Annotated in this window: 12 protein-coding genes; 2 read left to right on the top strand and 10 right to left on the bottom strand. The window is 68.8% G+C overall.

The features are described from left to right. Positions 1–120 precede the first annotated feature (120 nt). From L3N39_RS00420 to zur, 4 genes are all read right to left on the bottom strand, one after another. A complete protein-coding gene (locus L3N39_RS00420) occupies positions 121–618 on the bottom strand; it encodes a YgjP-like metallopeptidase domain-containing protein (protein ID WP_237255246.1) in 498 nt (165 codons plus the stop codon). A 3-nt stretch (positions 619–621) separates the two neighbouring features. After that, positions 622–1,407: a zinc ABC transporter permease subunit ZnuB gene (gene znuB, locus L3N39_RS00415; protein ID WP_237255245.1), complete on the bottom strand. Its 786-nt coding sequence runs from the start codon at positions 1,405–1,407 to the stop codon at positions 622–624. A 273-nt stretch (positions 1,408–1,680) separates the two neighbouring features. Then, a complete protein-coding gene (gene znuC / locus L3N39_RS00410) occupies positions 1,681–2,445 on the bottom strand; it encodes a zinc ABC transporter ATP-binding protein ZnuC (protein ID WP_237255244.1) in 765 nt (254 codons plus the stop codon). Then, positions 2,442–2,927: a zinc uptake transcriptional repressor Zur gene (zur, locus tag L3N39_RS00405; RefSeq protein WP_237255243.1), complete on the bottom strand. Its 486-nt coding sequence runs from the start codon at positions 2,925–2,927 to the stop codon at positions 2,442–2,444. The genes znuC and zur overlap by 4 nt, the downstream gene beginning before the upstream one ends. Before the next feature lie 62 nt (positions 2,928–2,989). Here zur and L3N39_RS00400 point away from each other — a divergent pair, with 62 nt between their 5' ends. Next, entirely contained in the window at positions 2,990–3,967 is a 978-nt protein-coding gene (locus tag L3N39_RS00400; RefSeq protein ID WP_431977991.1) for a zinc ABC transporter substrate-binding protein, read from the top strand. A gap of 182 nt (positions 3,968–4,149) precedes the next feature. On the opposite strand, the gene L3N39_RS00395 is transcribed toward L3N39_RS00400, so the two are convergent. Continuing rightward, complete coding sequence (locus L3N39_RS00395; RefSeq protein ID WP_237255242.1) at positions 4,150–4,917, bottom strand: hypothetical protein; 768 nt, start codon at positions 4,915–4,917, stop codon at positions 4,150–4,152. Positions 4,918–5,180: 263 nt separating this feature from the next. Here L3N39_RS00395 and L3N39_RS00390 point away from each other — a divergent pair, with 263 nt between their 5' ends. Further along, positions 5,181–5,789: a 2OG-Fe(II) oxygenase gene (locus tag L3N39_RS00390; RefSeq protein ID WP_237255241.1), complete on the top strand. Its 609-nt coding sequence runs from the start codon at positions 5,181–5,183 to the stop codon at positions 5,787–5,789. An 87-nt stretch (positions 5,790–5,876) separates the two neighbouring features. Here the strand turns inward: L3N39_RS00390 and dctM are convergent, their stop codons facing one another. The 5 genes from dctM to L3N39_RS00365 all read right to left on the bottom strand — a co-directional run bounded on the left by dctM (position 5,877) and on the right by L3N39_RS00365 (position 12,519). After that, the gene (dctM, locus tag L3N39_RS00385; protein ID WP_237255240.1) at positions 5,877–7,157 is read right to left on the bottom strand and encodes a C4-dicarboxylate TRAP transporter large permease protein DctM; all 1,281 of its coding nucleotides are present in this window, start codon (positions 7,155–7,157) and stop codon (positions 5,877–5,879) included. Continuing rightward, positions 7,154–7,786 (bottom strand): TRAP transporter small permease, encoded by a 633-nt coding sequence (locus L3N39_RS00380; protein ID WP_237255239.1) that lies wholly within the window; start codon positions 7,784–7,786, stop codon positions 7,154–7,156. The genes dctM and L3N39_RS00380 overlap by 4 nt, the downstream gene beginning before the upstream one ends. A gap of 263 nt (positions 7,787–8,049) precedes the next feature. Further along, positions 8,050–9,045: a C4-dicarboxylate TRAP substrate-binding protein DctP gene (gene dctP / locus L3N39_RS00375; protein WP_237255238.1), complete on the bottom strand. Its 996-nt coding sequence runs from the start codon at positions 9,043–9,045 to the stop codon at positions 8,050–8,052. Between the two features lie 289 nt (positions 9,046–9,334). Then, positions 9,335–10,714: a sigma-54-dependent transcriptional regulator gene (locus L3N39_RS00370; protein WP_237255237.1), complete on the bottom strand. Its 1,380-nt coding sequence runs from the start codon at positions 10,712–10,714 to the stop codon at positions 9,335–9,337. Continuing rightward, the gene (locus L3N39_RS00365) at positions 10,711–12,519 is read right to left on the bottom strand and encodes a sensor histidine kinase (protein WP_237255236.1); all 1,809 of its coding nucleotides are present in this window, start codon (positions 12,517–12,519) and stop codon (positions 10,711–10,713) included. The genes L3N39_RS00370 and L3N39_RS00365 overlap by 4 nt, the downstream gene beginning before the upstream one ends. Between the last annotated feature and the right edge of the window lie 15 nt (positions 12,520–12,534).

Genomic DNA, 12,534 nt, shown 5'->3' with positions numbered 1-12,534 from the left:
GATGCGCAACCAGGCAGTGGCGCGTGGAAAATCGCTTCGCGAGTTTTCCACCCTACGCAAGCTCCGCTACGGACAGGACCGTAGGGTGGATGGCCGAAGCCATCCACGCCGGGCGCTTCGTCAGCTGCCCGGCAGCTCGCGCCAGTGCAGGAACAGCCGCAGGTCGAACTCGATCTGCCCGTAGCCGGGCAGCATGTGTTCGCAGAGCTTGTAGAACGCACGGTTGTGCTCGCTCTCGCGCAGGTGGGCGAGCTCGTGCACCACGATCATCTTGAGAAACTCCGGCGCCGCCTCGCGGAACAGTGCGGCGACGCGGATCTCCTTCTTTGCCTTGAGCTTGCCGCCCTGCACCCGCGACACCGCGGTATGCAGGCCCAGCGCCCGATGGGTCAGGTCCAGTCGATTGTCGTAGAGCACCTTGTCGATCGGCGGCGCGCTTTTCAGGTACTCCTGCTTGAGCTGCTGCACGTAGCCGTACAGGGCCTTGTCGCTCTGCACCTCATGTCGCGCGGGGTAACGCCGCGCGAGGTAGTCGCCCAGGCGCTGCTCGGCGATCAGCTGGCGCACCTGCGCCAGCAGCGGCTCGGGGTAGCCGCGCAGGTATTGGAGATCGGTCATGGCTCAGGCCCTGCGCGGCCAGGCGAAGCTGAGCAGGAACAGCGCGGCGGCGCTGACCACGATGGACGGGCCGGCCGGGGTGTCCTCGTACCAGGAGAGCGTCAGCCCCAGGCACACGGCGACGATACCCAGGATGCTCGCGCCCAGCGCCATCTGCTCCGGCGTGCGCGCATGGCGCTGGGCGGCGGCGGCGGGGATGATCAGCAGCGAGGTGATCAGCAGCACGCCGACGATCTTCATCGCCACCGCGATCACCACCGCGATCAGCAGCATCAGCGCCAGGCGGATCGCCGCTACCGGCAGGCCTTCGACGCGGGCCAGCTCCTCGTGCACGGTGATCGCCAGCAGCGGCCGCCACAGCGGGACCAGGATCAGCAGTACCAGCGCGCTGCCGCCGATGATCCAGGCCAGGTCCACCGGCCCGACCGCGAGCAGGTCGCCGAACAGGTAGCCCATCAGGTCGACGCGCACGTCCTTCATGAAGCTCAGCGAGACCAGGCCGAGCGACAGCGTGCTGTGCGCGAGGATGCCGAGCAGGGTGTCGGAGGCCAGCGGCTGGCGCTGCTGCAGGGTCACCAGCAGCAGGGCGAGCAGCACGCAGCCGACCGCCACCGCCAGGGTCAGGTTGACGTCCAGCATCAGCCCGAGGGCGACGCCGAACAGCGCGGCGTGGGACAGGGTGTCGCCGAAGTAGGCCATGCGCCGCCAGACCACGAAGGAGCCGAGCGGGCCGGCGACCAGCGCCAGGGCCAGGCCGGCGAGCAGGGCGTTGAGCAGGAAATCGGGCATGCTAGGGCCTATTGATGATGCTTTGGCGCGAGCCGCGTTGCCGCGTCAAATGGTGCCAGGCAAGGCGCGGGACGCAGGCAATGGTCGCTCCCTTGGCAAGTCCCGCAACGCCGCATGACACCATTTGACGCGCAACCCGAAGGGCCGGGCCAGTTTTAGCGCGGTGCTGCGTTATTCGTCGTTTATTTGGAATAACCAAACTTCTCTCCTCACGCCTTGCCCCGCGCTAGAACTGGATCCGGCGTGGCCGTGACAAAGCATCAATAGGCCCTACTAGTGCTTGCAGTTCGGGCCGTGGACGTGGGGCTTGACCACGCTGCCGTGCAGGTCGTGGCGGTGGTCGTGCTGGTGGTGGTAGATCGCCAGGCTGCGCGCATCCTGGCCGAACAGCTCGATGAAGGCCGGGTCGGCGCTGACCTGCTCCGGGTGCCCAGAGCAGCAGACGTGGCGGTTCAGGCAGACCACCTGGTCGGTGGCGCTCATCACCAGGTGCAGGTCGTGGGAAACCATCAGCACGCCGCAGCCGTAGCGCTCGCGCAGGCGACCGATCAGGCGGTACAGCTCGGCCTGGCCGGCGACGTCGACGCCCTGCACCGGCTCGTCGAGCACCAGCAGCTCCGGTTCGCGCAGCAGGGCGCGGGCGAGCAGCACGCGCTGTAACTCGCCGCCGGAAATCTTCTGCAGCGGGCTGTCGATCACCTGGGCCGCGCCGACCTCGCCGAGGGCGGCCAGCGCACGGGTGCGGTCGACCCCCGGCACCAGGCGCAGGAAGCGCAGCACCGACAGCGGCAGGGTGGCATCGACATGCAGCTTTTGCGGCATGTAGCCCAGGCGCAGGCCGGGCTTGCGCCAGACCTCGCCGCGCCCGGCCTTGAGCAGGCCGAGGACGATGCGCACCAGGGTGGTCTTGCCGGCGCCGTTGGGGCCGATCAGGGTGACGATCTCGCCGCGGTGTACCTGCAGGTCGGCGCCTTCGAGCACCGGCTTGCCGGCGAAGCCGAGGTGGATGTCCTGCAGGCGGATCAGGCACTCGCTCATGCCGCGCTCCGGCAGGGCGCGCAGAGGCCGACCACCTCGACGGTCTGCGCTTCGACGCTGAACGCCACGGTGGCCGCCGCGGCCTCGATGGCCTGGGCGATGGAGGGCTGCTCCAGCTCGATGGCGGTGTGGCACTGGCGGCAGATGAGGAACTGGCCCTGGTGCGGGTGTTCCGGGTGGCTGCAGCCGATGAAGGCGTTGAGCGAGGCGATGCGGTGGACCAGGCCGTTCTCCAGCAGGAAATCCAGCGCGCGATACACCGTCGGCGGCGCGGCGCGGCGGCCGTCCTGCTCGCTCAGCGCGGCGAGGATGTCATAGGCACCCAGCGGCCGGTGGCTCTGCCAGACCAGCTCCAGCACGCGCTTGCGCAGGGCGGTCAGGCGCACGCCCTGGCGCTGGCAGAGGTGGTCGGCCTCGGCCAGGGCGCTGCTGACACAGCGGGCATGGTCGTGTGGAGTGCAGGCCAGTGGGGTCTTGGACATGGCGGCGACTTGAGGGCAAGGAGACGTTATTATGTACCAATTCATTCCTCCGAGTATTGCCCGTGAAAGCTCTTTTTTCGCTGTCCCTGATGGTCGGCGCCCTGCTGTCGACCGCCGCCCAGGCCGAGGTCCGGCTGCTCACCAGCATCCAGCCCCTGCAACTGATCGCCGCCGCGGTGCAGGACGGCGTCGGCGAGCCCGACGTGCTGCTGCCATCCGGAGCCTCGGCGCACCGCTATGCGCTGCGCCCCTCCGATGTGCAACGCATCCGCAAGGCCGAGCTGTTCTACTGGGTCGGCCCGGACCTGGAAACCTTCCTGCCGCGCGTGCTAGAAGGGCGCGACGGCCCGGTGGTGGCGCTGCAGGAGCTGCCGGGGCTGAGCCTGCGCCACTTCGGCGATGCGCACGGCCACGAGACCGAGGCGCATGACGAGCACCACGACGAGCACGACGAGCACGACGAGCATATGGACGAGGTGGCGCTGGACGAGCACGATCATGACCACCGTCCCGGCCGCCTCGATGCCCACCTCTGGCTGCTGCCGGCCAATGCCCGGGTGATCGCCCAGCGGATGGCCGCCGACCTGGTTGCGCGCGATGCCGGCAACGCCGAGCGCTACCGCGCCAACCTGGCGGCCTTCGAGCGGCGTCTGCAGGCGCTGGACGCGCAGCTGCAGGCGCGCATGGCGAAGGTCGCCGACCGGCCGTTCTTCGTCTTCCACGAAGCCTACGACTACTTCGAGGCGGCCTATGGCCTGCGCCATGCCGGCGTCTTCGCCATCGGCGGCGAGACCCAGCCCGGCGCGCGGCACGTGGCGGCGATGCGCGAGCGACTGGAACGGGCCGGGCCGAGCTGCGTGTTCAGCGAGCCGCCGCTGCGCCCGCGCCTGGCCGAGACCCTCACCGACGGCTTGCCGGCCCGGCTGGCGGAACTCGACGTGATGGGCGCCGGACTCTCCGGCCCGCAGGGCTACGAGCAGCTGCTGCAGCGCCTGGCCGACAACCTGGCCGGCTGCCTGGAGTCGCTGCCGGCGCAGTGAGTGCCCCCGCAGCGTTGTACCCGGGCCGCACGCCCCGGCCGCAACGCGCGGGCAAGCGGTGGAAAAGACTGCGCCGTTTTCCACCCGACGTTGGGTAGGGTGGAAAACTCGCAGAGCGATTTTCCACCGATAAGCGCTCGGGCCGGCGCGAATACGGCTTGTTGCCAGGTGCGAGTACTTCGCTAGATCCCGGTTTGCGAACCGGCCGGCCTGGCGAGTTCGCGGCCGACCGCCAGGCCTTCGCGCACCGCCTGCAGCGCCGCCTGGTAATAGGCCTGGCCGGCCGCCGAGCGGGCGAACTCCAGGTACTGCTCCAGCTCGGCGTCGGACAGCTCGCGGTAGATGTACAGCAGGGTATTGTCCAGATCGCCCTCGATCTGCTGGCGCAGCCGCTCGCGCTGGCTGTTCAGCAGGCTTTGCGCCTGGCCGTTGGCGAGGATGCCCGGGAGCATCTGGCTCAGGCTGTCGGCCGCCACGCCGGCCAGCGCCAGGCTGACCTCGGCACCGGCTTCGCCCGCCGGGATCGCCTGCGCCAGGTGGCGGATCAGCAGCTGGCGGTTGCTCCCCGCCTGCATCCGCGGCAGGCCATTGGCATGCCGTGCCAGCTGCTCGCGGCGCCCGGTCAGCACCTCGGCGGCGACGATCTTGCGCCCCAGCTCGGACTGGAAGAACGCCAGCGCCGGCCGCGGCTCGGCGAGCCCCGCGCGCAGGGCCTGCTGGGCGCGGGCATCCACCGCGTCGGCGGCGAAGCGGCGGTTGCTGTTGTCGACCAGTGCCTGGAAGACCGCCGTGGGCAGGGTGTCCTTGTAGCGCTGCTGCACCGCGGTCAGCGCGTCGCTGAAGTTGGCGCGCTGGTCGGGCCAGCCGGCGGTTTCGTAGAGCTCTTGGTAGACGTCGGCGCGGCTGGCCAGGCTGACGGCCAGTAGGGCGAAGGCAAGTAGGGCGCGCATGGGAACTCCTGTCGGCAAACGGCTATTTTCCAGTGCCGCGGCGCTGGCTGTCGAGGCATGCTCGGCCGATGGCGGCGGCGGGCGACATGTCGCAGCGCCGTCCGGCATCGGGGCATTCCCTTGTCGCGGCGGCCGGCGCAGAATGCGCCGTCGGACGCATGGTCTTGCGTCCAGTCCTCAACCATCTTGAATGTCAGCCGGGCGCATCGTTCCAGACGCGCGCCGACCAGGCCGTCGTGGCCGCCTGACCGGAGCCGTGAAACGTGGATTTCTCCAGCATCATCGATGACCTGGCCGAGCGCGGCTGGTCGCTTGAGCCCGCCTTTCTCCCGGGCGATGACGTCCGGCTGCTGGCGCAGGAGTGCCGTCGCCGCGAGGCGGCCGGCGCGCTGGTGCCCGCCGCGGTCGGGCGAGGCGATGCCCAGGCGGTGCACGAGGGCATCCGTGGCGATCACATCCTCTGGCTCGAGGCGGGGCAGTCGCCGGCCAGCGACCTCTACCTGCAGCTGATGGACGGCCTGCGCCAGCAGCTCAATCGCGAGCTCTACCTCGGCCTCGAGGAGTTCGAGTGCCACTTCGCCGTCTACCCGCCGGGCGCCTTCTACAAGACCCACCTGGATCGCTTCCGCGACGACGACAGCCGCTGCGTGACCGCGGTGTTCTACCTCAACCCCGACTGGCAGCCGGACCATGGTGGGGCGCTGCGCATGTACCTGGGTGACGGCCGGAGCCAGGACATCGCCCCGCAGGCCGGCACCCTGGTGGTGTTCATGTCCGGCGACTTCCCCCACGAGGTGCTGCCCACCACGGTGGACCGCCTGTCGGTCACCGGCTGGTTCCGCCGCCGCGCGGTGCTGCCGCTGTCGGCCTGAGCCACGGGGCGCGTGGAAAATCGCCTGGCAGATAGAAAGAAGCCCGGCACTGGGCCGGGCTGAAAGGGAAGGCGGTTGCGGCGCGGGCTACATGCCGAGCAGTTCCGGCAGTGCCAGGGAGATCGACGGCACGTAGGTGATCACGATCAGGAAGCTCAGCATCAGTGCCAGCCACGGCAGCACGGCGCGGATCACCTGGGTCACCGGCATGCCGGTCACCGCCGAGGCGACGAACAGGTTCAGCCCCACCGGCGGGGTGATCAGGCCGATCTCCATGTTCACCACCATGATGATGCCCAGGTGGATCGGGTCGATGCCCAGCTGGATGGCGATCGGGAAGAGGATCGGCGCGAGGATCAGGATGATCGCCGAGGGCTCCATGAAGGCGCCGGCGACCAGCAGCACGATGTTCACCACCAAGAGGAACATCCACGGCTGCAGGCCGGCCTCGATCACCCAGGCGGTGATCGCCTGCGGGATCTGCTCGGTGGTCAGCACGTGGGCGAAGAGCATGGCGTTGGCGATGATGAACATCAGCATGATCGACAGCTTGCCCGATTCCAGCAGCACCTTCGGGCAATCGCGCAGCTTGAGGTCCTTGTAGACGAACAGTGCGACGAACGCCGAGTACACCGCCGCCACGGCGGCGGCCTCGGTCGGCGTGAACATGCCCGAGTAGATGCCGCCGAGGATGATCACCATCAGCAGCAGGCCCCAGACCGCCTTGCGGGCGGCCGACAGCCACTCGCGGAAGCTCGCCCGCGGCAGCGCCGGCAGGTTCTTCTTCACCGCGATCAGGTAGATCGCCGCCATCAGCGCGCCGCCGAGCAGGATGCCCGGTACCACGCCGGCCATGAACAGCTTGCCGACCGAGGTCTCGGTGGCGGCGGCGTAGACCACCATCACCACCGACGGCGGGATCAGGATGCCCAGGGTACCGGCGTTGCAGACGATGCCGGCGCCGAAGGCCTGCGGGTAGCCGGAGCGCACCATGCCGGCGATGGCGATGGAGCCGACCGCGGCGACAGTGGCCGGCGAGGAGCCGGACAGCGCGGCGAACAGCATGCAGGCCAGCACCGCGCCGATCGCAAGGCCGCCGCGGATGTGGCCGACGCAGGCGTTGGCGAAGTCGATCAGCCGGCGGGCCACGCCGCCGGTGGTCATGAAGGCGCCGGCCAGGAGGAAGAACGGGATCGCCAGCAGGGTGTAGTGCTCGCTGGTCTCGAACAGCTTGATCGCCAGCGAGCGCACCGAGTCCTGGCTGAAGATCATGATGGTCAGCGAGCCGGCCAGGCCGAGCGACACGGCGATCGGCACGCCGATCAGCATCAGCGCGAAGAGCACCGCGAAGAGAAACAGGATGGTCATGGCTTGTGCTCCTCGTGCTCGGTCAGTTTGGTCGCCTCGGCGGCCTCGTCAGCCAGGCCGAGCCCGATCTGCTGGCCGCGCAGCAGGCGCACGAAGATCTCGCCGAAGCGGATGAACACCATGGCAAAGCCCAGCGGCACGATCAGGCCGATATGCCACTGCTTGACGCCGACGTGGCCGAGGTCCTCGGCGCCGATGTTGGCGATGAACAGGGTCTGGATCCATTCGAAGCTGGCGACGGTCAGCAGGCCGGCGTAGCCCAGGCAGAACAGGCAGGCGATGATCGCGATGACACGCTGCACACCGGCTGGGGCGAGCTTGACCAGCGCATCGACGCCGATGTGGCCGGCGGTGCGCACGCCATAGGCCAGGCCGAAGAAGATCAGCCAGGCGAACAGCGCCTTGGTCAGCGCGGTGCTCCAGGTCATCGCCTGGGCCAGGCCGATGACGAAGTCGCCGATGGCGTAGAAGAAGTCCTCGGCGGCCGGGAAGCGCTCGGCCAGGCTGTAGAACACGGTGTACAGGTTGTTGAGGATGACGTAGACGAACGTCACCAGTGTCATGGCGGCCAGCAGAAAGGCGATGAAGCCTTCCTCGAAATGGTCCCAGACGCGCCGCAGGGCGTTCATGGATGGCATCTCCCGAATGGACTGCTAGATGAACGGGGCTGCACGGAACGTGCGCCGTAAGCCAGCCAGGTGGCTGGTATGACAGAGCAATGAAAAAACTCTTGTTATGGCCAGTGAAGTGGCGTGGCCCGGGATCGCCGGGGTTCGTTGCCGCACGCCTTGGGGTGGTGGCGTGGTCTTCGCTAGCGGATTTGTTTTTTCACTGATCTGTCTGTATCGCTCAAGAGTAGAAGGGGCAGGTTGTGCCCGCCCCTTCGCAAGGCTTACTCGGCCTTGTTCGAGGCTTCGGCGGCCTTGATCAGGTCGGCGCCGATTTCGCCTTCGAATTTCTTCCACACCGGCTGCATCGCCTCACGCCACTTGGCGCGCTCTTCCGGGCTCAGCTCGAGGATCTTGGTGGTGCCGGCGGCGAGGATGTCCTGCTTGGCCTTCTGGTTCAGCGCGTCGGCCTGCTTGTTCACCTCGACGGTCACTTCGTTCAGGATGCTTTCCAGCTCGCCACGCACGTCACCCGGCAGGCCGTTCCAGAACTTGGTGTTGGTGATGACCATGTAGTCCAGCAGACCGTGGTCGGACTCGGTGATGTGCTTCTGCACTTCGTGCATCTTCTGCGAGTAGATGTTCGAGTAGGGGTTCTCGGCACCGTTGACCACGCCGGTCTGCAGGCCCTGGTAGACCTCGGCGAAGCTCATCTTGCGCGGGTTGGCGCGCAGCGCCTTGAACTGCTCGTCGAGTACCGCCGAAGCCTGTACGCGGAACTTCAGGCCGCGGGCGTCCTTCGGCTCGCGCAGTTCCTTGTTGGCCGACAGCTGCTTCATGCCGTTGTGCCAGTAGCCCAGGCCGGTGATGTTCTTGTCTTCCATCGAGCGCAGCAGCTTCTGGCCGGCCTCGCCCTTCTGGAAGCGGTCCACCGCCTCGATGTTGTCGAACAGGAACGGCAGGTCGAAGACCTGGACACCCTTGGAGTAATGCTCGAACTTGGCCAGCGACGGGGCGATCAGCTGCACGTCGCCCAGCAGCAGGGCTTCCATTTCCTTGCCATCACCGAACAGCGAGGAGTTCGGGTAGACCTGAACCTCGACCTTGCCCGGCAGGCGCTCTTCCACCATTTTCTTGAACATCAGGGCGCCCTGGCCTTTCGGCGTGTTCTCGGCGACCACATGGGAGAACTTGATGACGATCGGGTCGGCCGCGTGGGCCAGGCCGGCGATGCCGAGCGACAGGGCGCAGGCCAGCGCCTTGGCAGTCAGTTTGAGCATGGGTTCTTTCCTCTTGTTGTGAAGAGCCGCTTCTTACGGCTCGGCGATGAACCGGGCAGACGGGCTGCGCGGGTTCGGCGGTTTGATGGAGCAATGCCTGTGCCAGATCGGCCGCGGTCGGCAAGAGCCCGCCCGTTGTACCAGTCGAGACCGCAAAATTGAATGGCAAAAGGCCAGGAAAGCCGTCTGGATCGCACCTTTCAGCCATGCTGCTTGCCAGTGCGACAGGCATCGGCCCGGTTCAGGCTAGCAGCCGGGGGTGACAGTGGCGTGGCGGAAATCCGCCATTTCAGTCGTTTTCCTCGGGCGGGGTTCCGCCACCGTCTGCGAAAACCAGGCCGTGCTTGCGCAGCTTGTCGTGCAGGGTCTTGCGCGGAATGCCCAGCGCCTCGGCGGCGCTGCGCAGCGAGCTGTGCGGACGTGCCAGCTCGGCGGCGATCAGCGCGCGCTCGAAGGCTTCGACCTGCTCGGGCAGGCTGGCGCCGCCCTGTGGCTCGGCCGGCGGGCTGTCCAGGCCCAGGCCCAGGCCGAGGGCGAAGCGCTCGGCGGTGTTCTGCAGCTCGCGCACGTTGCCCGGCCAGGCGTGGCGCAGCAGCTGGGCGCGTTGCTCGGCCGAGAGCGCGCGCGGCGCCAGGCCGTGGCGCTCGCCGGCGGTTTCGGCGAACTGCTGGAATAGCAGCAGGATGTCCTCGCTGCGCTCGCGCAGCGCCGGGATGCGCAGCGGCGCGACGTTCAGCCGGTAGTAGAGGTCGGCGCGGAAGCGGCCCTGGTCGGCGGCCTGGCGCAGGTCTTCCTTGGTCGCGGCGATCACCCGGATGTCCAGGCGGATCAGCTGGTTGCCGCCCAGGCGCTCGACCACCCGTTCCTGCAGCAGGCGCAGCAGCTTGACCTGCACATCGAGGCTCATGCTCTCGATCTCGTCGAGGAACAGGGTGCCGCCATTGGCGAACTCGAACTTGCCGATGCGGCGCTTCTGCGCGCCGGTGAAGGCGCCCGGCTCGTGGCCGAACAGTTCGCTCTCGACCACCGATTCGGCCAGCGCGCCGGCGTTGATCGCGACGAAGGGGCCGTCGCGCCGCGCCGAGAGGTCGTGCAGCGCACGCGCCACCACTTCCTTGCCGGCGCCGGTCTCGCCGAGGATCAGCACGTCGGCCGAGGTGCCGGCCAGCGCGCCGATCTGCTCGCGCAGGCGGGCCGTGGCCGGCGACTGGCCGAGCAGGCGGCCGGCCAGCTGCTGGCGGTCGGCCAGGGCCAGGCGCAGGCTGCGGTTGTCCAGCACCAGGCGGCGCAGGGCCAGGGCGCGGCGCACCGAGTCGAGCAGCGCCTCGCTGGGGAAGGGCTTCTCGAGGAAGTCATAGGCGCCGGCGCGCATCGCCTGCACGGCGAGCTGCACGTCGCCGTGGCCGGTGATCAGCAGCACCGGCAGGTCGGCGTCGCGGCCCTGCAGGTTGGCCAGCAGCTGCAGGCCGTCGATGCCCGGCATGCGGATGTCGCTGACCACCACGCCGTGCCAGTCGGCCGGCAGGCGCGCCTCCAGGGTGCGTGCGTCCTCCAGGCAGACGACCTTGAGCCCGGCGAGGTCGAGGGTCTGGCTCAGCGCCTTGCGCAGGTGCGGGTCGTCGTCGATCAGCACCACCTGGGTCCCGTCGTCGATGCGGTTGTCGCTCATTGCAGGTAGTCCTCGCTGGGGAAGGCGCTGCCGGGCTCGGCCGAGCGCAGGTGCAGTTCGATCAGCGCGCCGCCTTCGTCGCTGTTGCCCATGCGCAGCTCGCCGCCGAGGGCGCGCACCAGCGTATCGCAGATGGCCAGGCCCAGGCCCAGGCCCTGGGTGCTGGTCTTGGTGGTGAAGAACGGCTCGCGCGCGCGGCGCAGGGCTTCGTCGGAGAAGCCCGGGCCGTTGTCGCGCAGGCTCAGCAACACGCCGTCGGCGCGCTGCTCGGCGCGCAGCCAGATGCGCCGCGTCGGCGGCCGCTCGGCGAGGGCGTCGAGGGCGTTGGCCAACAGGTTGGCGAGGATCTGCCGCAGCCGCGTCTCGCCGGCCTGCACCCACAGCGTGGCCTCGGGCAGGTCGCGCACCAGCTCCACGCCCATCGCCTGGCGGCGCTTGGCGACCAGCGCCAGGGCGTCGTCCAGCGCCGGCTGCAGGGCGACGCGCTCGGGCGCATGCTGGTCGCGGCGGGCGAAGGCGCGCAGGTGGGCGATGATCGAGGCCATGCGCGCGGTCAGCTCGCTGATCAGCTTGAGGTTGTCGCGCGCCTCGCCGACGCGCTGATGGTCGAGCAGCACGCCGGCGTTGTCGGCATAGCTGCGGATCGCCGCCAGCGGCTGGTTCAGCTCGTGGCTGATGCTGGCGCTCATGGTGCCGAGGGCCGACAGCTTGCCGGCCTGCAGCAGCTCGTCCTGGGCGCGGACCAGCTCCTGCTGGGCCTGCTCGCGCTCGAGCACCTCGACCTTCAGGCGGTTGTTCAGCGCTTCCAGGTCGCGGGTGCGCTCCTGCACGCGCAGTTCCAGTTCGTGGCGCGCCTGGGCGTCGAGCGCCAGGCGGTCGACGAAGTGCCGGCGCCGCTGCATCAGCAGACCGACCAGCAGCAGCAGGGCGGCCAGGGTCGCGGCGCCGATCGCCACCGCTGTGCGCATCGGCCGCTCGACCAGGCTGATCGGCGCGAGGATGCGCACCGTCCAGCCGGTCTCCTTCAGCTCGCGGCTCTGGATCAGCCAGGCGTCGATGTCCAGCGTCAGGTCGGCGGGCGCGAGCGTGGGGTAGGGCCGGTCGAAGGCGATCTGTTCGCGCTCGTCGAGGGTCAGCGCGCGGCTGGCGCGAAAGCGCCAGGCCGGCTCCGAGGTGAGGATCACCACGCCGAAGTTGTCGGTCACCAGCAGGCGCTCGGGCGTCTTGCCCCAGAGCGTCTCGGTGTGGTCCAGGTCGACCTTGACCACCAGCACGCCGAGGATCCGCTCGCCGTCGCGCACCGCCGCGCCGAAGTAGTAGCCGCGCTTGCCGGAAGTGTTGCCCAGGCCGTAGAAACGCCCCAACCGGCCTTCCATGGCCTGGCGGAAGTACGGGCGGAAGGCGAAGTTGCGGCCGACGAAGCTGTCCTCGGCATCCCAGTTGGAGGCCGCCAGCGTGGTGCCGCGGGTGTCCATCAGGTAGATCACGTCGGCGCCGGTGCGCTGCTGCAACTGCCGCAGCAGGCGATTGGCCCGGTCGCGGAGCTGCGGGACCTCGCTCTGCTCGAGCGCCGCGCGCAGCCCGGGCAGGTCGCCGAGGATGCGCGGCAGCACCTCGTAGCGGTTCAGCGTGCCCAGCAGGTTGGCGACGTAGAGGTCGAGGGTCTGGCGGTTCTGCTCGGTCAGCTCGTTGCGGTAATAGCGCTCGGCCAACTGCTGCAGCGGCCAAAGCAGCGGGGTGAGCAGCAGTGCCAGCAGCACGAGGCTGCGCCAGCGCGGGCGACGGAGTGTGGAGGTCGAAGTCATGCAGGGGCAGCCTGG

The sequence above is a fragment of the Pseudomonas oligotrophica genome (assembly GCF_021726475.1).
Lineage (GTDB): Bacteria > Pseudomonadota > Gammaproteobacteria > Pseudomonadales > Pseudomonadaceae > Stutzerimonas > Stutzerimonas oligotrophica.
Note: the sequence above shows the minus strand (reverse complement) of the source record. Positions and strands in the feature narration are given on the sequence as shown.

What these genes read in the sequence shown, in the direction of transcription:
- L3N39_RS00380 (WP_237255239.1), bottom strand. Translation starts at nt 7,786, where the DNA reads ATGAACGCCCTGCGGCGCGTCTGGGACCATTTCGAGGAAGGCTTCATC.
- L3N39_RS00370 (WP_237255237.1), bottom strand. Translation starts at nt 10,714, where the DNA reads ATGAGCGACAACCGCATCGACGACGGGACCCAGGTGGTGCTGATCGAC.
- znuB (WP_237255245.1), bottom strand. Translation starts at nt 1,407, where the DNA reads ATGCCCGATTTCCTGCTCAACGCCCTGCTCGCCGGCCTGGCCCTGGCG.
- L3N39_RS00420 (WP_237255246.1), bottom strand. Translation starts at nt 618, where the DNA reads ATGACCGATCTCCAATACCTGCGCGGCTACCCCGAGCCGCTGCTGGCG.
- dctM (WP_237255240.1), bottom strand. Translation starts at nt 7,157, where the DNA reads ATGACCATCCTGTTTCTCTTCGCGGTGCTCTTCGCGCTGATGCTGATC.
- zur (WP_237255243.1), bottom strand. Translation starts at nt 2,927, where the DNA reads ATGTCCAAGACCCCACTGGCCTGCACTCCACACGACCATGCCCGCTGT.
- L3N39_RS00365 (WP_237255236.1), bottom strand. Translation starts at nt 12,519, where the DNA reads ATGACTTCGACCTCCACACTCCGTCGCCCGCGCTGGCGCAGCCTCGTG.
- dctP (WP_237255238.1), bottom strand. Translation starts at nt 9,045, where the DNA reads ATGCTCAAACTGACTGCCAAGGCGCTGGCCTGCGCCCTGTCGCTCGGC.
- L3N39_RS00395 (WP_237255242.1), bottom strand. Translation starts at nt 4,917, where the DNA reads ATGCGCGCCCTACTTGCCTTCGCCCTACTGGCCGTCAGCCTGGCCAGC.
- znuC (WP_237255244.1), bottom strand. Translation starts at nt 2,445, where the DNA reads ATGAGCGAGTGCCTGATCCGCCTGCAGGACATCCACCTCGGCTTCGCC.